The sequence below is a fragment of the Streptomyces sp. NPDC001668 genome, assembly GCF_042893155.1.
In the GTDB taxonomy this organism is placed as follows: domain Bacteria; phylum Actinomycetota; class Actinomycetes; order Streptomycetales; family Streptomycetaceae; genus Streptomyces.
In genome coordinates this window covers 849957-867524 of the sequence record NZ_JBIAUQ010000002.1, presented here as the reverse complement: position 1 = coordinate 867524, position 17568 = coordinate 849957, and the positions used below count along the sequence as shown (strand labels likewise).

The 17568-nt window shown below is 69.5% G+C and carries 16 protein-coding genes and 5 pseudogenes; 16 read left to right on the top strand and 5 right to left on the bottom strand.

Features of this window, described 5'->3' with window-relative positions; all coding sequences use genetic code 11:
- Positions 1–3: 3 nt before the first annotated feature.
- A complete protein-coding gene (locus ACFYZ8_RS09460) occupies positions 4–432 on the bottom strand; it encodes a Crp/Fnr family transcriptional regulator (RefSeq protein ID WP_388532085.1) in 429 nt (142 codons plus the stop codon).
- A gap of 259 nt (positions 433–691) precedes the next feature.
- On the opposite strand from ACFYZ8_RS09460, the gene ACFYZ8_RS09455 reads away from it, so the two are divergent.
- The 3 genes and pseudogenes from ACFYZ8_RS09455 to ACFYZ8_RS09445 all read left to right on the top strand — a co-directional run bounded on the left by ACFYZ8_RS09455 (position 692) and on the right by ACFYZ8_RS09445 (position 1938).
- Positions 692–940 carry a hypothetical protein gene (locus ACFYZ8_RS09455; protein ID WP_388530958.1) on the top strand — a complete coding sequence of 83 codons (249 nt, stop codon included), beginning with the start codon at positions 692–694 and terminating at the stop codon, positions 938–940.
- Between the two features lie 99 nt (positions 941–1039).
- Positions 1040–1367, top strand: a pseudogene (locus ACFYZ8_RS09450) (acetate--CoA ligase family protein); the annotation flags it as partial.
- Positions 1368–1482: 115 nt separating this feature from the next.
- A complete protein-coding gene (locus tag ACFYZ8_RS09445) occupies positions 1483–1938 on the top strand; it encodes a flavodoxin domain-containing protein (protein ID WP_388532087.1) in 456 nt (151 codons plus the stop codon).
- A 227-nt stretch (positions 1939–2165) separates the two neighbouring features.
- Here ACFYZ8_RS09445 and ACFYZ8_RS09440 read toward each other — a convergent pair whose 3' ends face one another.
- A complete protein-coding gene (locus ACFYZ8_RS09440; protein WP_388530960.1) occupies positions 2166–2831 on the bottom strand; it encodes a DUF4389 domain-containing protein in 666 nt (221 codons plus the stop codon).
- Positions 2832–3480: 649 nt separating this feature from the next.
- On the opposite strand from ACFYZ8_RS09440, the pseudogene ACFYZ8_RS09435 reads away from it, so the two are divergent.
- From ACFYZ8_RS09435 to ACFYZ8_RS09395, 9 genes and pseudogenes are all read left to right on the top strand, one after another.
- Positions 3481–4457 (top strand): annotated as a pseudogene (locus tag ACFYZ8_RS09435) (alcohol dehydrogenase catalytic domain-containing protein).
- Positions 4458–4738: 281 nt separating this feature from the next.
- Positions 4739–5038 (top strand): universal stress protein, encoded by a 300-nt coding sequence (locus ACFYZ8_RS09430; RefSeq protein ID WP_359028508.1) that lies wholly within the window; start codon positions 4739–4741, stop codon positions 5036–5038.
- A gap of 21 nt (positions 5039–5059) precedes the next feature.
- A pseudogene (locus ACFYZ8_RS09425) lies at positions 5060–5278 on the top strand (universal stress protein); the annotation flags it as partial.
- Positions 5220–5432, top strand: a pseudogene (locus ACFYZ8_RS09420) (hypothetical protein); the annotation flags it as partial. The pseudogenes ACFYZ8_RS09425 and ACFYZ8_RS09420, both read left to right, overlap by 59 nt.
- A gap of 21 nt (positions 5433–5453) precedes the next feature.
- Positions 5454–5768, top strand: coding sequence for an amidase family protein (locus ACFYZ8_RS09415; protein WP_388532089.1), 315 nt, complete (start codon positions 5454–5456; stop codon positions 5766–5768).
- A 266-nt stretch (positions 5769–6034) separates the two neighbouring features.
- Positions 6035–6910 (top strand): universal stress protein, encoded by an 876-nt coding sequence (locus tag ACFYZ8_RS09410; RefSeq protein ID WP_388532090.1) that lies wholly within the window; start codon positions 6035–6037, stop codon positions 6908–6910.
- 31 nt (positions 6911–6941) lie between these two features.
- On the top strand, positions 6942–7796 hold the full coding sequence (locus ACFYZ8_RS09405; protein WP_388530964.1) for an HAD family hydrolase: 855 nt from the start codon (positions 6942–6944) through the stop codon (positions 7794–7796).
- Positions 7796–10162 (top strand): glycoside hydrolase family 65 protein, encoded by a 2367-nt coding sequence (locus tag ACFYZ8_RS09400; protein ID WP_388530967.1) that lies wholly within the window; start codon positions 7796–7798, stop codon positions 10160–10162. The genes ACFYZ8_RS09405 and ACFYZ8_RS09400 overlap by 1 nt, the downstream gene beginning before the upstream one ends.
- A gap of 173 nt (positions 10163–10335) precedes the next feature.
- Positions 10336–10617: an SHOCT domain-containing protein gene (locus ACFYZ8_RS09395; RefSeq protein WP_388530970.1), complete on the top strand. Its 282-nt coding sequence runs from the start codon at positions 10336–10338 to the stop codon at positions 10615–10617.
- Between the two features lie 409 nt (positions 10618–11026).
- On the opposite strand, the gene ACFYZ8_RS09390 is transcribed toward ACFYZ8_RS09395, so the two are convergent.
- The 3 genes and pseudogenes from ACFYZ8_RS09390 to ACFYZ8_RS09380 all read right to left on the bottom strand — a co-directional run bounded on the left by ACFYZ8_RS09390 (position 11027) and on the right by ACFYZ8_RS09380 (position 12995).
- Positions 11027–11608, bottom strand: coding sequence for a hypothetical protein (locus ACFYZ8_RS09390; protein ID WP_388530973.1), 582 nt, complete (start codon positions 11606–11608; stop codon positions 11027–11029).
- Between the two features lie 176 nt (positions 11609–11784).
- A pseudogene (locus tag ACFYZ8_RS09385) lies at positions 11785–12051 on the bottom strand (AIR synthase-related protein); the annotation flags it as partial.
- Positions 12052–12140: 89 nt separating this feature from the next.
- Positions 12141–12995: a slipin family protein gene (locus ACFYZ8_RS09380; RefSeq protein ID WP_359028514.1), complete on the bottom strand. Its 855-nt coding sequence runs from the start codon at positions 12993–12995 to the stop codon at positions 12141–12143.
- A gap of 609 nt (positions 12996–13604) precedes the next feature.
- Between ACFYZ8_RS09380 and ACFYZ8_RS09375 the strand changes: the two genes are divergently transcribed.
- The 4 genes from ACFYZ8_RS09375 to ACFYZ8_RS09360 all read left to right on the top strand — a co-directional run bounded on the left by ACFYZ8_RS09375 (position 13605) and on the right by ACFYZ8_RS09360 (position 16865).
- Positions 13605–14678, top strand: coding sequence for a zinc-dependent alcohol dehydrogenase family protein (locus ACFYZ8_RS09375; RefSeq protein WP_388530976.1), 1074 nt, complete (start codon positions 13605–13607; stop codon positions 14676–14678).
- Positions 14679–14694: 16 nt separating this feature from the next.
- The gene (locus tag ACFYZ8_RS09370) at positions 14695–15444 is read left to right on the top strand and encodes a helix-turn-helix domain-containing protein (RefSeq protein WP_388530979.1); all 750 of its coding nucleotides are present in this window, start codon (positions 14695–14697) and stop codon (positions 15442–15444) included.
- 41 nt (positions 15445–15485) lie between these two features.
- A complete protein-coding gene (locus ACFYZ8_RS09365; RefSeq protein WP_359028517.1) occupies positions 15486–15932 on the top strand; it encodes a pyridoxamine 5'-phosphate oxidase family protein in 447 nt (148 codons plus the stop codon).
- Positions 15933–16517: 585 nt separating this feature from the next.
- Positions 16518–16865 (top strand): hypothetical protein, encoded by a 348-nt coding sequence (locus tag ACFYZ8_RS09360; RefSeq protein ID WP_388530982.1) that lies wholly within the window; start codon positions 16518–16520, stop codon positions 16863–16865.
- Positions 16866–17568 lie beyond the last annotated feature (703 nt).

Below are 17568 nucleotides of genomic sequence, written 5' to 3'. Positions count from 1 at the left end.
TTGTCAGGGGACCTCGCCCGCCCCGTGGGGCGCGTACAGGTCGAGCAGTCGCACCCGGGCGGATCTCAGCCGGCGCGCGAGCACGCCGGAGACATAAGTGCAGAGTTCGTGATCCAGCCCCGGGTCCTTCGCGCACATCTCACGAACCGCCGCCGCGTCGAACTCGTAGGCACGCACCGGGCTGGTGGCTTCGGCCCCCATGTGCCAGTGATGGGGAGGGACCAGCCAGGACCAGCCCAGCATTCTTCCGGCGCCGAGGGTCTCGACGACCGCTGCCTGGCGGCCGGGCACGTGAAGGTCGAGAGCGACCGTGCCCGTGTGGATGATCCAGAAGCGGTCGGCCCTGCCGCCTTCGTCGAAGATGCGCTCGCCTGCCGCGAACGACACCTCACGAGCGTGTGACATGAGCTGCTCGCGGTGCTCCTGGGTCATGGCGCCGAAAACGCCGGTCCTCGCGACCACGATGGCCGTCCCTTCTCCGCGACCTCGGAGTGGAGCCGGGCTCCTGTCCGGTCACGGACGTCTCAGCACGCGGCCGGTGCGCAAGCCGTGGAGGGGGGATCCAGCGGCGTCTTGCTGCCGGCCGCATGACTCCACCATCGCCGCAAACCGGCGTGGCGCAACCTGGGCGGAGGCACTCCGGGAATTCACAGGGGTTCTCGCAGCGGCTGGGCAGGAAGGCGGTGGGACGGTGGAGCTCCCGCTGGCCTTGGGGGTCGACGGATCGGATTCCAGCCTGGAGGCGGTGGACGAGGCGACGCGCCACGGACTGTCCGTGCGGCTTGTCCGCGGCTTCCTGCGGGTGCATTACGAGAGGCGCTTCCCTCCTTCCGCACCGACCCGCCCGTCCGGAGCGATCATGGCGGTGAACATCGCCGCGTCGTGCGCGGAACGCGCCTGGCTGCGCAACCCGGATCCGAAGATCTCCGGCGGGTGCTGAGGTTTCGAGGAGGCACGTGATGACGGACGACGAGCGCAGTCGACCCATGGTTCACGCCCTGCTCGCGGACGGCACGACTGTGTCCATTCGGGCCGTGACGCCGCGAGATCACGAAAAGCTGCAAAGGTTGCACGAGGAGATGTCCACGGAGAATCTCCGGCTGCGGTTCTTCGCTGCGAGCCGGCGCTCCGCCACGATGGCGGCCGACCGGGCCCGCGCGCCGCCGCGTACGGCGGCGGACCGGTCGACCTCGAAGGGCTCGAAGGGCTGCTCCTGCGCCTCTCCCGGATGGCGAGCGACCTGCCGCAGCTCGCCGAAGCCGACTAACCCCGTCCTGGCGACACCCGGCGAGGTCACCGTGCTCGACGCACGCGTACGCCTGCTGCCGCGTCGGCCCAAGGACCCGTGTCTGCGTCGACTGCGCTGAGGAGGAAGTGACATGAAGAGGTGGTCGACAAGCTCCCACGACCGCTGGACGACATGCACGCGCGGCCGGACGAGCCGGCGAGCCGGGTGTTACGACGAACGGGTCGACCGCGCAAATCACGGAGTCCATCGCCGACGTCCTGCGCAAGGAAGGGCTGACGGTCGAGGCGATGCCCGCCCGGTCCGTGACGAATCTGGAGTCGTACGACGCCGTAGTGGTCGGTGGCGGCCTGTACGCGGGACGCTGGCACAGGGACGCACGCCACTTCGTCCGGCGGCACTCCCGCGAGCTGTCCCGGCGTCCGCTGTGGCTCTTCAGCAGCGGTCCCCTCGACGCCTCGGCCTCGGAACGCGACATCCCACCTGTTCCCGGCGTCCGCCGGGCCATGATCCGGCTGGATGTCCAGGAACACGTCACGTTCGGCGGCTGCCTCGAAGAGGGAGCGAAGGGATTCATCGCCCGGAAGATCGTCTCCTCCGGGAAGGGCGGGGACTTCCGCGACTTCCATCAGATCGAGACGTGGGCCGCGCGCATCGGCAGCGAACTGGCGAAGGAGTCGCCCAGGACCTGAATCGAACATCTGGTACCCGTGGCCGGTCTCCAGTCCCTAGGTTGGTGACGAGGGCGTGGAGGGAGGGCCGAGCGCCTTGGTCCTGGCCAATGTTTGGACTCGTGGGTACCGTCCAGGACTCTCTGGCGTGCGGCGCCGAAGGGCGGAGGTTCGGACGGTCGGGCGCCGTCCAAACACCGGGGCGCCCAGCCCGTACACGGTCGGAAGTACGGCCACTGGCGCGGCGGTTACGCCCGCTCTTCCGGAGTGGCCGTCTCCGAGCCGCCCAGGTCCAGGCGGAACGGTGGGTACTTGTCCGTCATCAGGGTGGCGTATGCGGTGACGCGCAGGACCCACCGGTTGAGGCCAATGATCAGGTCGAACAGATCCTTCGGATACTTCTCGGTGAAGGCCAGGATCACGGCTGCGATGACCGTCAGCAGGGCGATCAGGCCACCGGACCACCAGCCGAGGTGGGCGCCGCCGAGGAAGAAGCCGATGACCATGTAGTGAGGGATGGCCAGAAGCCACCACTTCACCAGCACCAGGCCGCGGGAGAGCCGCTCCGGGTAGGCAATGTCCAGCCGTGCCGGGTAGTCCGGTTCCTCGCCCAGGCTGAACGGGGGATACCGGTCGGTGCCCAGGGCGTCGTACGAGTAGTACGAGACCCGCCAACTCCAGCGCAATACTCCTAGGTTGAAGTCGAACAGGGCGCGGGGGTAGCGCTCGGTGAACAGGATGGCGAAGAACGCGATCACGGTCACCACGGTGAAAGCGCACCAGAGGAAGCACAGCACCACGTAGTGAGGAATGGCGAGGATCCATTTCACGAGCCACAGCCATCGGGACAGTGGCGAGTCGATACGCGCATTCACCCGGACCGGGCGCTCCGGGAATCCCACCAGGTTCGTCATGGTGATCAACTCCTTCACCTCGGCATAGGAGTCGCCAAGGGGCTCATGACCAGCCTGGCTGCTTCCGTGTGACGCCGCGAGGGCAGTGGGGTCCGTCCGGGAGCCTCTCGGCCTACGCAGCCGCCAGTTCGGGGCACAGGTTTCGGTACCGTTCCGGAGTGCTCTGCACGAGGACGGCTGGAACCGAGTGACGCTGGCGCCGCATTAGCGAAGGACTCATCGGCCGCGTGGACAGTCACCATGCCGACGAGAAATGCCGCCCTGCGAAACGGATTGGTCCACCAGCACCGCCACAACATCTGACCGGTTCGCCTTGCCTTGGCCCTGGCACTGAACCCCTCGTCGCCCCTGAGAGGAAGGTGACACTTGAACGAGCCGCGGCTGGGGCCGATTGCTCGGCATCCTGGGGCCGTCCGGTGCAACCCCCCCCACGTCCGGCCTTGGGCGGGGTTCGGCCCCGGTGCGCAAACGGCAGCCTTCATGGGCAGGCTGGATAGACGAGGTCACTCCGCTCGAAGGTGGCCGCCTGATGGCGTCCCACCATCCTCGGCGCCGACGCTTCCAGGGGCAGCGGGTGGGCGCGCGCCGCAGGGCCCCAGTCGCTGTTGTTGCCCACGACCGGTACCCAGAAGCCCAGGAAGGGACCGTTATGAAAGCACTCGTGTTCCATGGCTCCGGCAAGTCCGCCTGGGAGGAGACCGCGGACCCCGCCCCGCAGGAGGCCACCGACGCGATCGTCCGGGTCGACGCCGTGACCATCTGCGGGACCGACCTGCACATCCTCAAGGGCGATGTGCCGGAGGTACGCTCCGCACGGTGCTCGGGCATGAAGCCGTCGGTGAGATCGTCGAGGTGGGCAGTGACGTGCGCAGTGTCCGTCCCGGCGACCGCGTCCTGGTCTCGTGCATCACGGCGTGCGGCCGCTGCCGTTTCTGTCGGGAGGGGGCGTACGGACAGTGTCGCGGCGGCGGAGGCTGGATCCTCGGCCATCTGATCAACGGCACCCAGGCCGAGTACGTCCGCGTGCCGTACGCGGATCTGTCCGTGTACCCGCTGCCCGGTGCGGTGGACAGCAAGGACGCCGTCTTGCTGGCCGACATCTTCCCCACTGCCTACGAGGCGGGTGTTCTGAACGGGCGCGTACGGCCTGGAGACACCGTCGCCGTGGTCGGAGCGGGGCCCATCGGGCTCGCTGCGATCGCCACCGCTCGGCTCTACACCCCGGAGAAGATCATCGCCGTGGACCTCGCCCCGTCGAGACTGGAGGCCGCCAAGCGCCTTGGCGCCGATGCCGTGGCCTTGGCGGGTGAAGAAGCCGAGCAGCTGGTCGCCGACCTCACCGAGGGACGTGCACGCGCATAGTGCGGCCGGGCGGGCATGTAGCCAATGTCGGCGTGCACGGCAAGCCGACGTCACCACCGGCCTGGTCGAACGTACTCCACACCCACTCTGCTGCGCATGATGGCCGCCGGCCGTCTGCCTGCGGCGTCCATGGTCACCCACGCTTTCCCGCTGGACCGTATGGAAGAGGCGTACGACGTCTTCTCACGGGCCGGCGACACCGGTGCCCTCAAGGTCGTTCTCGGCGGGCAGCAGCACGATGTCCTGACGGTTCGGACGTCCTGACAGGAGGATTGAAGGTCCGGGGCCGGGCTGCGGCGGCAATGGATCCTGCGGCTGCGCGATGGTCTTGCGGGGGGCCGCAGCGGGCGGTGGGCGAGCCCGTCGAGGGAAAGAGTGGAACGGGCCAGGTCGCATGCAGGGCCTTCGGCCCCCCCTGGACAAAGGTTTGCAGGCCCTGGCTCTCACGGGGCTGCGATGACAGCGTGAATGGTGCGCCCGTCCAAGCGGCACTGAAAGGGGCATGGCTTGAGGGCATTCACATTTACTGCCCGGAAGGAGGAGCCATGAAGAACACAACTGTACGCAATGAGGTGATCGTCGGGATCGACCCACGCGAGCAGCACGTTCCGGCGCTCGCCTGGGCAGTCGACGAGGCTGTACGCAGACGGTTGCCCCTCCAACTGGTTGTGGCGGTACCGCCCCTGCCCGGCGGGCAGCACATCGACACACCCTGGCGCCGCACGATGCTCCAGGCCCAGGGCGAAAGCGCGCTCGCCGAGGCGGTCGCCACGGTGCGGACGCTGCACGCGGAAGTGCCTCTGACGACGGAACTGCTGGACGGCATTCCATCGGCGGTGCTTTGACAGGAGGCGGCGCAGGCCCGGATGCTCGTCGGCGGTTCCCGTCGGCTCAGTCGACCGGAGGAGCTCTTCAGTGCGGGCTCGGTGGTAGTTCCGGTCAGTGCCCAGGCGGACTGCCCGGTCGTCGTGGTCAGGGAGCCGGAGCACGCGGGAGAGCGGCACCCCCATCTCGGCGTGGGTGTCGATGGCAGCAAATCCTCCAGGGCAGCCGTGGACTTCGCTGTGGAAGAGGCAGCGCTGCATGGCGCTGCCCTGCGCGCCGTGTGGGTGTGGCGGCGGCCCGTCGTGTCCTTCGGCGACGAAGCTGTCCGAGACCGTGGCGGGATGGGCGGAACTGGCTCTCGCTTCGGTCGGCGCCCTGGTGGTCGTCGTCGGCAGGTATGGGCGTGGGGGGTACTCCGGGATGAGGCTGGGGTCGGTGGTTCATGGCTTGTTGCACCGGGCGGAGTGCCCTCAGTACGACGTCCTCATAACGCCCGCTGCGCCTACCGCCGCGATCCCGGCCGGGAGCCGATCCCTCACGGTCGACGGCACCGAACGGAGCTTCTTCGACCAGACCGGCTGGGCCAACCTCACCAGCCACATCGGCCTGCCCAGCCTGGTCATGCCTATTGCGCATGGCACCGACGGCCTCCCGATCGGTGTGCAGCTCGTCGGATCGTCCTACTCGGACCAGACTTTGCTCGTGATGGCCGAGCGCCTGGCGTCCCTGCTCGGACGAGATGGCTTGTAACGGTTCGATCAATGCCGATGGTTGAACTGTCTCGCGGCCGAGGGGCCGTGCGGGCAGGTGGCCAGGGCCGAGTGGCCCTTTCCACTACCCGTCGGTCCGGCGGCCGCGAGTCGGCGAGTCTCTGCGGATCCCCGTATAGAGCGTGGGCCGAACGTCCCGACGTAGGGCCGTTTCGGCCCCTCATGCCGACCGGAACGGCATGCGACGGTGAGGGTGGATTCCCCGCTGTGCAAGCCGCAGCAATTCGACGAAAGGCGGTGGGGACGATGGAACTGCCCTTGGTCGTAGGTGTGGACGGATCGGAGTCGAGCCTCGTGGCGGTCGACTGGGCAGTGGACGAAGCTGCCCGGCGAGATGTTCCGCTGCGCTTGGTGTACGCCTCCTTGTGGCAGCGCTATGAGGGCGCGGCACTTCAGGACAGCCTGGAGCGCCCGGCCGAGCAGGTGATGGCGGAGAACACCGTCGCAGTCGCCGCGGAGCGCGCTCGACGGCGCAACCCCGAAGTGAAGACGACCACCGAGGTCCTCGCCGAGGACGCGGTGCACGCGCTCCTGAACGAGGGCCGCAACGCCACGGCCCTCGTGACCGGGTCGCGTGGCCGCGGTGAACTGAGCGGGCTGCTGCTCGGTTCGGTCAGTCTGGCCGTGGCGGGCCGTGCTCACTGCCCGGTCGTCGTGGTCAGGGGTGACGCAGCCGGCCTGGAGGGCGCCCACGAGCGGATTCTGCTCGGCGCGGGCGAGCCCACCACGAGCGGTGAGGCGGTTCGGTTCGCGTTCCGCGAGGCCGAGGCGCGCGGATGCGTCCTGGACGTCGTACGCGCCTGGCGCTGCCCCGCGCACGAGACCGCCGACCACCCCCTGCTGGCCGGGGACCCGGCGCACCGGCACGAGGAGCAGGCGTCCGCCCTGCTGGACACCCTGCTCCACGACGCGACGGCCGACCATCCCGGTGTCCGGGTACGCCGCACCACGGTCGAAGGACCGGCCCGCAAGGTGCTCCTGAACCGTTCCGCCGCCGCAGACCTCCTGGTCGTGGGGGCGCAGCACAGGCACGGGCAGCACGGTCTCCAGCTGGGCCGCGTGGGACACACACTGCTGCACCACGCGCAGTGCCCGGTGGCGATCGTGCCGCAGCACGTGTGATCACTTCTGCCCGATCGTGAGAGGGGGGCTCATGGCTGTTCGTGCCGGCATCGACGGCGTCCGCCGCACAACCCCTCCCTCGGGAGAGGCGGGGCCGGACGGCACAGCCGTGACCTCGCACGCCGCCCGCTCTGCGGCGTCCCGCGACGCACTGGTGTCCGCGCTGCGGGAGGTCGGAGCCTTCGTGTTCGACACCGACGGAGTGATCACCGACTCGGCCCGCGTGCACGCCGCCGCGTGGAAGACCGCCTTCGACACCTTCCTGCGCGACCATCCGCCTCAGGAACCGGGCGACCGGCGGCCCTTCGACATCCGGGACGACTACCTGCGGTACGTCGACGGGAAGTCCCGCCTCGACGGTGCCGCGGCCTTCCTCGCCTCGCGTGGTGTGGACCCGACCGCCGAGCGGGTTCTGTCCGTCGCCGCGTACAAGGAGCGGCTGTTCACCGAGCGGCTGCGCGAGCACGGCATCGACGCCTATCCGGGCACGGTGCGACTCCTGCACGCCCTGCGGTTGGCCCGGGTGCCCCTGGCCGCCGCGTCCGCGTCCCGGCACGCCCCCGAACTGCTGACCCGGGCCGGTGTGCTGGACCTGTTCGACGCCCTGGTCGACGGTGGTGAGGCGGCCCGTCTCGCCCTGCCGGGCAAGCCGCGGCCCGATCTGTTCCTGGAGGCGGCACGGCGGCTCGGTGTCCCCGCGGAGCGCACCGCCGTCGTCGAGGACGCCCTGGCGGGCGTCGAGGCCGGCCGGCGGGGCGGTTTCGACCTGGTCGTCGGAGTCGATCGCGCGGACGGTGCCGGTACCCGGGAGCGACTGCTGCGCCACGGCGCCGACATCGTCGTACGCGATCTGGACGAACTGCTCACCCGAGGAGCATCAACGTGATGGCCCTGACCTGGGAGTACGAAGGTTACGACCCCGAGCAGGAGAGGCTCAGGGAATCCCTGTGCACGCTGGGCAACGGCTACTTCGCCACCCGCGGGGCGCTGCCCGAGTGCGCGGCGGACGACGTGCACTACCCGGGGACGTACGTGGCGGGCTGCTACAACCGGCTCACCTCCGAGGTGTCCGGGCGCCGGGTGGAGAACGAGGACATGGTCAACGTGCCGAACTGGCTGCCGCTGCGATTCCGCCTCCGCGGTCGCCAGTGGCTCACACCGGACACGGGCACGGTGCTCGAACACCGTCTGATCCTGCACCTGGCCTCGGGCCTCCTGGAGCGCCGGAGCCGGTACGACCTCGGCGAGGGGCGCGTGCTGTCGGTACGTCAGCAGAGGCTGGTGCACATGGCCGATCCTCATCTGGCCGCGCTGCGCACCGAGTTCACGGCTGAGGGCTTCTCCGGCGAACTGGAGGTCGAGGCGGCGCTCGACGGCGGCGTCTCCAATGCCGGAGTGCCGCGCTACCGCGAGCTGGACGGCCGCCACCTGACCCATGTGCACACCGGCACCGCCGCGCCGGACACCGTGTGGCTGCGCTGCCGCACCCGCAGCTCGGACATCCGCATCGGCATGGCGGCCCGCCTGGCCGCCGACGCACCGCTCACGGTCCAGCACGCACCCGGGCAGACCACGCAGCGGGCCGAGTTGCATCTGGCCCCCGGCCGCGTCGCGACCGTCGACAAGATCGTCGCCCTGCACACGTCCCGGGACCCGGCGATCAGCGATCCGCTGGACGCCGCGATCGAACGGATGGGACAGGCTCCCGGCTTCGACGAGCTCCTGGACGCGCACATCACCGCGTGGGACCAGCTGTGGCGCCGGGCCGAGCTGGACGTACCCGGGGAGGCGGGCGGCATTCTTCGGCTGCACCTCTTCCACGTGCTGCAGACACTGTCGCCGCACACCGCGGACCTCGACGTCGGTGTGCCGGCCAGGGGGCTGCACGGCGAGGCCTACCGCGGGCACGTGTTCTGGGACGAGCTGTTCGTGCTGCCGTATCTGAACCTGCACTTCCCCGAGGTGTCCCGCGCCCTGTTGCGCTACCGCCACCGGCGCCTCGAACGGGCCTGCGGCGCTGCCCGGGCGGTGGGCCGCAGGGGCGCGATGTACCCGTGGCAGAGCGGCAGCGACGGGAGGGAGGAGACCCAGCAACTGCACCTCAACCCACGCTCGGGACGCTGGCTGCCCGACCACTCCCACCTCCAGCACCACGTCGGGTCGGCGATCGCCTACAACGTGTGGCAGTACTGCCAGGCGAGCGGCGACGCCGAGTTCCTGCACACCAAGGGCGCCGAGATGATGTTGCAGATCGCCCGGTTCTGGGCGGACTCGGCCACCTGGGACGAGCGGCTGGGCCGGCACCGCATCAAGGGCGTGGTCGGTCCCGACGAGTACCACGAGGCCTACCCCGGCGCGGCCGGACCCGGCATCGACGACAACGCCTACACCAATGTCACGGCCGCCTGGGTGCTCACCCGCACCCTCGAACTCCTCGACGCCCTGCCCGCACCACGTCGGCAGGAACTCGTCGAGCGCACCGGCCTCGACGGCGGCGAACTCGAACAGTGGGAGGACGTCTCCCGCACCCTCCACGTCCCCTTCCACGGTGGCGTCATCAGCCAGTTCCAGGGATACGGCGAACTCACCGAGCTCGACTGGGGCGGCTATCGGCAACGCTACGGCGACATCCGGCGCCTGGACCGGATCCTGGAGGCGGAGGGCGATACCGTCAACCGCTACCAGGCTTCCAAGCAGGCCGACGTCCTCATGCTCGGATACCTCTTCTCACCGGCCGAACTGCAAGGTCTCTTCCAGCGGTTGGGTTACCGACTGGAAGAGGAGACCTGGCGGCGCACCGTCGACCACTACCTGAACCGCACCAGCCACGGCTCCACCCTCAGCGGCCTGGTACACGGCTGGGTCCTGGCCCGGGCCCGGCGCGCCGAGGCGTGGAAGTTCTGCCAGGAGGCACTGCAGGGCGACATCGCCGACGTGCAGGGCGGCACCACCGGCGAGGGAATCCACCTGGGCGCCATGGCAGGCACGCTCGACCTCGTGCAGCGTGGGCTGACCGGCCTCGAAACCCGTGAGGGAGCGCTGTGGCTGGACCCCGTACCGCTGCCGGAGCTGTCCTCCTACGGTTTCGCCCTTCGCTACCAGGGCCACTGGGGCGTACGGCTGCGCCTGGAACGGGAACAGCTGGAGATCGCCGTACCGTCGTCCGACCGGTTCCCCATCGACGTCCGGCTGCCCGATCGCGCGCTCAGCGTACGACCGGGGGAGACCTGCCGGCTGTTGCTCTCGGGCTGACGCTCACCCGGGGACAACGGCCGGCTGCTGTACCGAGCGGCCCAGGAGCAAGGGCCGTTCGGCACTGTGAGCGGGACCCCGGCAAGCGAGACCCTGACAGCGACGACAAGCGTCACACGCCATGACGAGCCGCCTGGGCGGCCCCTGTCCGCGCACCGAGGAAGTGACCCGCGATGTACTGGAACCACCACGACATGAGCGGATGGGACTGGTTCGCGATGTCGATCAGCACTGTCCTGCTGTGGACCCTGCTCATCACCCTCGCCGTACTGATCTACCGCACCCTGAACCGTGCACCCGACTCCATGCGCAGCACGGCCGCCGCGTCGCCCGAGCAGCTGCTCGCCGACCGGTTCGCACGCGGGGAGGTCGACGAGGAGGAGTTCCGCAACCGTCTGGCCGTACTGCGCGCGGAAAACACGGGGAAGGGAATTGCGGGCCTCGGCGCACGCTGACCGCTGCCGGCCGGTTTCCGGTGGAGCCGGGTGCTCCGGTGCCGGCCGGCGCGCGCATTCCGGCGATCGGGTCGGCCGACATCACACCGGCCCGATCGACGGCGCCCCCGCGCCCGGCCGCACGAGGTGGGCGGTGAACCAGTCAAGGGCCAGGCACGAGACCGCGTCCGAAGCCCCCTGTTCCGTGAAGAGATGAGTGGCGTACGGTTCTCGAAGCGCATGTGTGCTCACCTCCCTGGTGTGCCGGCAGCGCAACGGCCGCAAGCCGCCGCCACTGCCATTGCAGCGCGCGGGTACCGGGGCCGGGCAGAATCGAGCGGCCCCTGGTGGAGGGACCGTTCGGACCTTTTCCCGGGCAAGGCGGGAACCGGTCGTTTCGCGGTACTGCGCCGGTGCCGTGGGTGTGATGTCACCCGGTCTTCTGGTTCCATCCGGGCCCCACCAGGGCCCATTCCCTGTCCCACTGCTGCAGGCGATGCTGGTCGAGCCGCCACCGGGCGAGAGATCCTGCTCCGAAGACGAGACCGGAGAGGGCGAGCGTGGCCGCGACGCCGAAGAGACCCGCCGCGACGGAGGCCTCGGTCGCGCCGGTCGGCTCGGTGGCGAGCGCACCGCGGCTGTCCTGCCACACCGTGACGGCCGATCCGGTCCGCAGGCCGGTCTTCACCAACGTCTGTCCGGTACGGGTGGCGCCGCCGGGCGTCGTCCAGCGGACCGTCACCAGAGCCCGGTAGCTCCCACTCCTCACCGACGAGGTGCTCTGTGGGGTGTCGGTGAGGAGTACGGCCCGGACGGGATGCCGCTCGGCCCGCTGCTGGGCGAACACCTCGTCCGCGGCGTGCGCCGTCACCAGTGCGGCGATCGTGCCTCCTACCAGGACGACCGCCCACATCACCACCAGGATCCATGCTTCGCAGACGTCGTCGTGGCGGCGCAGCGGATTGTTCCGCCACCGCCACAATCGCTTCCGCGTGACTTTGTTGCCGCCCATCGCTCCCCACCTCCTTGTCGTCGTCACCCTTCCGAAGGTGACAGCGGGGGAGCGAAGGCGACATGGGCCGACCAGGCGGCATACCTGGGCCGACCGGCCCCGTTCCGTCGTCGGCGAAAGGCCGGTCAGCCCGGACCACGGCCGCCGCGGGAGGCGGATCCGCTTTCCCGTGGTCATCAGCAGATGCGCGGCAACTGCTCGCCCAGCGGCATGTCCACCACCCGACGGGCACCGACCAGCGTGCGCAGTGTCACCCGGCCGCCCGGGCCGTGCGGCAACACCTCGCCGATGCGGACGGCGTCCCGGCCCTCGGGCAGCGACCGCAGGGCGGCCAGTGCCTCGTCCGCCGCCGGCGGTGCGACGAACGCGACCAGACAGCCCTCGTTGGCGACGACGAGCGGACCCACGCCGAGCAGGTCGCAGGCGGAGGCGACCGCCTCCGGCGGCCGACGGGCGCAGCACCTGGTGATGCTGCCCGACGCCGGTGGTGTTGACGAAAATCTTGTTCATGGGCAGCCTCGGTGTCCAGCGGTCACACGGTCTCGGACACACCGTTCGACGTGGGGGCCGGGATTGTCTTGGTGGGGAGTTCAGCGGGCAGTGCTGGGGAGGTGGCCGCTGCTGTTTCCCGGGCGAGGAAGGAGCCGAGTTCGCCGATGGTGCTCATGAGGGGAGCGGGGAAGACGACGGTGGTGTTCTTGTCGACGCCGATCTCCACCAGGCTCTGCAGGTTGCGCAGTTGGAGGGCCAGGGGGTGGGCCATCATCGTGTCAGAGGCGTCGCCGAGCGCGGCGGCGGCCAGGGACTCGCCCTCCGCGTTGATGATCTTCGCTCGCTTCTCCCGCTCGGCCTCGGCCTGGCGGGCCATGGCGCGCTTCATGCTGTCGGGCAGCTGGATGTCCTTGAGTTCGACCAGGGTGACCTCCACGCCCCATTCGACGGTGGCGACGTCGAGGATCTCGCGGATGTCGAGGTTGATGCGGTCGGTCTCGGAGAGCGTCTCGTCGAGCGTGTGCTGTCCGACGACTTTCCGCAGGGTGGTCTGGGCGATCTGGTTGATCGCCGCGTGGACGTTCTCGACGGCGATGACCGACTTCACCGCGTCGACCACCCGGAAGTAAGCGACCGCGGACACGTCCACACTCACGTTGTCCCGGGTGATGATGCCCTGGGACTGAATCGGCATGGTGACGATCCGCAGGGACACCCGGTGCAGCACGTCGACGAACGGGATGATGATCCGCAGTCCTGGAGACCGGGTTCCGACCAGGCGGCCGAAGCGGAACAGCACTCCTTGCTCGTACTGCTTGACGATTTTCACGGCCATCGCGAGTGCCAGGACGGCTAGCACCGCGACGACGATCAGAAGGAAGACCAGAACTTCCATGTGCTGCTCCTCGGATGAGGACCACGTCGTTGTCGCGAGGTCCCGGTGATGGGTCGGCGGCGCGTGAGCCACGCTGCCACTTGAGCGGGGCGTGGGACGGGGTGCGGACCGCGGGCCGCCGTGTGTCCAGCATTGCTCGCCGCGTACGTCTGCCGCTTGGGCCGAACGGTCCCGACGTGCCCCGGGATTCCCGGGGATGTTCAGCTGATGCCAGCGGAGAGCGACTCTCCCCTCCAAGGCCGACTCGGCGTGATGCCCGAAGCGGGGATGAAGACCGCGCCGCCGTGAACGCGGCCATGAACGACTACGCGGACGCTGGACTGCGTGTCCTGGCCGTCGCCGTCCGTCAACTGCCCACCGGGGCAGTGGCCCCCGCCCGGCGCGAGGAAGCCGAACGCGACCTGTGCCTGCTCGGCCCGGTCGCCATGACCGCCCTCCCCGCCCCCAGGTGGCGGCCGCGATCGCCCGTGGCCATCAGGCCGGCATCCGCGTGCACGTCGTCACCGGCGACTACGGCGGACGATGAGGGCCGACCGGCCCAAGCCAGGACCGACGGACCCGGTCACGCTGGACACACCGGGGGCAGTCGATCGAATGGGAAGGAACGTCATGAAGGGCTTCGTCTTCCACGGCCCGGGACAGTCCTCCTGGGACACCGTCCCGGATCCTGGCATCAAGGACGCCACCGACGTGATCGTGCGCGTCGACGCCGTCACCATCTGCGGGACCGATCTGCACATCCTCAAGGGCGACGTGCCCGAGGTCCGCCCCGGCACCGTTCTCGGCCACGAGGCGGTCGGCGAGGTCGTGGAAGCGGGCTCCGACGTGCGGACCGTACGGCCCGGGGACCGGGTCCTGGTCTCCTGCATCACCGCCTGCGGGCGCTGCGCCTACTGCCGCAAGGCCATGTACGGCCAGTGCCGCGGCGGCGGAGGCTGGATCCTCGGCCACCTCCTCGACGGCACCCAGGCCGAATACGTGCGTGTCCCGCACGCCGACCTCTCCGTCCACCCGCTGCCCAGCACGCTGGACGCGAAGGACGCCGTCCTGCTGGCGGACATCTTCCCCACCGGGTACGAGGTGGGCGTGCTCAACGGACAGGTGCGTCCCGGAGACACCGCCGCCGTCGTCGGAGCGGGCCCGGTCGGACTGGCGGCGATCGCCACCGCCCGACTGTTCTCGCCCGAGCGCGTCGTCGCCGTGGACCTGGCCCCCGCCCGACTGGACGCGGCGAAGCGGTTCGGCGCGGACGCCGTCGTGGATGCCCGCGAAACCCCCGAGCAACTGATCGCGGACCTCACCGACGGGCTCGGCGCCGACGTCGTCATCGAGGCGGTCGGCGTGCCCGAGACCTTCGAACTGTGCACCCGCATGGTGCGCCCCGGCGGCCACGTCGCCAACGTCGGCGTACACGGCAAGCCCGCGACCCTCCACCTCGAAGACCTGTGGATCAAGAACATCACCATCACCACCGGCCTGGTCGACACCCACTCCACACCCACCCTGCTGCGCATGGCGGCGGCCGGACGGCTGCCCACCGGCGCGCTGGTCACCCACACCTTCCCACTGGAACTCATGGAGGAGGCCTACGACGTCTTCGCCAAGGCGGCCGACACCGGCGCCCTCAAAGTGGTGCTCGGCGGGACCCGCCACGGGGAAGTCGCCGTCCCGGCGGCCGGATGAAAGGACGTGAACAGCCATGGCTGACCCGTTCCCGATGAGCGTGACAGCGGGCTCACCCAGGGGTGACCTCGGACGCCGGATCGCCGTACGGCGCAAGGCACTTGACCTCTCCAGGGAGGAGGCGGCCGCACAGACGGGCGTGGCGGCGAGCTACCTCCAGTACCTGGAGGAGTTCCCTGGTGCCGCTCCGGGCCGGAGCGTTCTGCTCAGGCTCGCCGAGGTCCTGCACACCACCGTGACCGACCTCGCCGGAGGCGACAGCGACCAGACGCCCGGCCCGGGGCGAGCCGGCTCCGACCCGACGTTCGCCGAACTGACCGTCCAGGAGTGCCGCGAGCTGCTGTCGACGCATGGGGTGGGCAGGGTCGCGATACCGACCGTTTCGGGACCCGTCATCGTCCCCGTCAACTACAGCGTGGTCGACGGCGCGATCGTGTACCGGACCGCTCCCGGTGCGATGCCGTCCCGGGCAGCGGGCTGCCAGGTGACCTTCGAGATCGACCGTATCGACGACGCGTTCAGCGAAGGCTGGAGTGTGCTGGCGATCGGCCGGGCACGGACCGTGACCGACGCGGACGACGTACGGCGTCTGACGGAACACGCGTTCAGCACGCCGTGGGCCGGGGGCCCGCGCGAGGAGTGGGTCCGTATCGACGCGCTGAGCCTCACCGGACGCCGGATCACCACGCGTCAGGGGACGTTCTCCGAAGCGAGGGGGACCGATGGCCCCTCACCCGCCGACCCTGCGGAGCGAAACATGGACTGAGACCCGCAGACCCGCACACGGGACGAGAAACGGACTGGCTGATGTATTCCAACGATGGGTTCCGCGAACTGGAACGACACGAGTGCCTGCGCCGGCTGGGGCAGGCACTCGTCGGCCGCATCGTCCACACCCGCCAGGCCCTGCCTGCCGTCCTGCCCGTGAACTTCTCCCTGGACCACGACGGGGCGGTGCTGCTGCGTACCTCCGCGGCCTCGGAGCTGGTGCGCGCGATCGACGGCTCGGTGGTCGCCTTCGAGGTCGACGAGGTCGATGCCGTCGCACACTCCGGCTGGAGCGTCGTCGTCACCGGGTCGGCCACCGTGGTGACCGACCCGGCCGAACACGAACGCCTGACCCGAACCGGGCCGTCCTCCTGGGTGCCCTCGCCCCAGGAGGTTTTCGTGCGCGTCGAGCCCGAGCTGGTGACGGGACGTGAACTCGTCGGCGGGCGTTCGATGTACGGGGTGGATCTCACCGGTGCGACCTGATGACCGGCGCCCGTGCCTGCGGCGGCCTGCTATCCGTAAGCCCTTAGCTCCGGCGAGGGGCACTTGGCACGATCCGACGTGTGGGACGGCACAGCAGACATCGCGACAGCACCTCGTCTCCCAGGTCCTGCTCAGACAGTTCACGATGCCTGGGCCGAAGGGCAGTGGCTGGCAACTGCTTCCGTTCGACCTGCGAAACCCCGCACGCCGGCACAAGCCAAGAGGCACACGAGCCTGCGGCTGGGCCGAGAACTTCGTCGCGTTCGACTCCGTATCCGCCGAAGAGCTGTGGTGCGCAGTGGAGCGGCGCGTCCCGTCAGCGTTGTCCGCCGTACACGCCGGCACCCCCTTCGCCGACCCGCTTCATGCGGCCGCCCTTCATGACCTGATCGTGCTCCACTACGTCCGGTCGTACCACTACCGCCGTGTGCACATCGACGCCTTTGCTCGGGCACGTGTGGGTTTGGTCGGCCAGCTGGTCAGGAACCACCCGGCGCAGTTGGGCCGCGAGGCGCTGCGCGAGACGGGCCCGGGGTCGTCCGCGACCATGAGAGCGGGAAGATCTTCCGCACCAGCGTCGAGGACATGTTCCACAAGGTGCGGGCCATGGCGTCGACTTGGCGGCTGGAGGTGCTCATGCCCGAGACAGGCCAGTTTCTGATCGGGGACAACCCCGCAGTGACCATCCGTCGGGAAGGGACGAACGTTTCGTACGGTGTGGCCTTCGGCGTCGCCAACACCCTCGTACTGCCTATCGGCCCAGGGCACTTGCTGGCGCTGGGGCCGGAGAACGTCATGGGCACCGTGTCCCGTTCCGTCGTCGACGAGCTCAACACCGTGCACCCCCGGAGCGGCCTGGAGGCGTTCGCCCAGGACGCCGCACAGTGGCGAACCGTCACGGACGTGAGTGAGGGCTCGACAGCGGGGTGTTGAGGGCGCCCCTGAACGGCATCGGGGGATGGTTTCCGACTCGTACAGTGACAGAAATGCCTCAGGAGAGTCTGTGAGCGAGCAGCGACACGGTGCCTGGTGGGCGCCCGAATCCCCGACGGAACGTGTGTCGGGATCGCTGACCGGTGTCGGCGGTGCCTGGCGGCTGACACTCGTCGGCGGTTTCCAGGTGGACCGGGGCGGCGACGGGCTTCATCTCGTCCCGCCGACGACCATCAACAAGCCCGGCACCACCGAGAGCACGAACGACCAGTGGGTGACGACATGGCGCGTAGGCAGCCTCGTACGCGGAGGCCATGTCAGAGACACCACACGATTCTCCAGCGCTTTCTTCGAGATCACCGGCCTTCCGGCGTGGTGGCCCCTGAGCGGCTTGCGCGGTCCACAGGTGCGCCCAGGGCCCTACGTCGCGCCCGAAGACGTCGTCGCCTCCCTTGACAACGGCTCGATCACCATCGGCGTTCGGGACGAGCGCCTTTCGGGACGGCGTATGAAGTCGGTACGTGAGCGGGTGATCGTCAGGGCGTCCCGAACCCCGGGTTCACCCTGGACGACCTCGACAAGGACATCACAGGGCCGATGAGAGCCCTGGTGGCGATCGGCGTCGACGAACCGGTCACCGTCTTCAACCTGCCCGTCAGCCCCGAGGCCCCGCCTTCCGAGGGGAGACTCTCCCTTCGACCGT

Excerpts from the sequence above, each read along its gene's own strand:
- ACFYZ8_RS09410 (WP_388532090.1), top strand. The coding sequence starts at position 6,035 with ATGGAACTGCCCTTGGTCGTAGGTGTGGACGGATCGGAGTCGAGCCTC.
- ACFYZ8_RS09380 (WP_359028514.1), bottom strand. The coding sequence starts at position 12,995 with ATGGAAGTTCTGGTCTTCCTTCTGATCGTCGTCGCGGTGCTAGCCGTC.
- ACFYZ8_RS09400 (WP_388530967.1), top strand. The coding sequence starts at position 7,796 with ATGGCCCTGACCTGGGAGTACGAAGGTTACGACCCCGAGCAGGAGAGG.
- ACFYZ8_RS09390 (WP_388530973.1), bottom strand. The coding sequence starts at position 11,608 with ATGGGCGGCAACAAAGTCACGCGGAAGCGATTGTGGCGGTGGCGGAAC.
- ACFYZ8_RS09395 (WP_388530970.1), top strand. The coding sequence starts at position 10,336 with ATGTACTGGAACCACCACGACATGAGCGGATGGGACTGGTTCGCGATG.
- ACFYZ8_RS09375 (WP_388530976.1), top strand. The coding sequence starts at position 13,605 with ATGAAGGGCTTCGTCTTCCACGGCCCGGGACAGTCCTCCTGGGACACC.
- ACFYZ8_RS09370 (WP_388530979.1), top strand. The coding sequence starts at position 14,695 with ATGGCTGACCCGTTCCCGATGAGCGTGACAGCGGGCTCACCCAGGGGT.
- ACFYZ8_RS09460 (WP_388532085.1), bottom strand. The coding sequence starts at position 432 with ATGACCCAGGAGCACCGCGAGCAGCTCATGTCACACGCTCGTGAGGTG.
- ACFYZ8_RS09360 (WP_388530982.1), top strand. The coding sequence starts at position 16,518 with ATGTTCCACAAGGTGCGGGCCATGGCGTCGACTTGGCGGCTGGAGGTG.
- ACFYZ8_RS09440 (WP_388530960.1), bottom strand. The coding sequence starts at position 2,831 with ATGACGAACCTGGTGGGATTCCCGGAGCGCCCGGTCCGGGTGAATGCG.
- ACFYZ8_RS09365 (WP_359028517.1), top strand. The coding sequence starts at position 15,486 with ATGTATTCCAACGATGGGTTCCGCGAACTGGAACGACACGAGTGCCTG.
- ACFYZ8_RS09405 (WP_388530964.1), top strand. The coding sequence starts at position 6,942 with ATGGCTGTTCGTGCCGGCATCGACGGCGTCCGCCGCACAACCCCTCCC.
- ACFYZ8_RS09430 (WP_359028508.1), top strand. The coding sequence starts at position 4,739 with ATGAAGAACACAACTGTACGCAATGAGGTGATCGTCGGGATCGACCCA.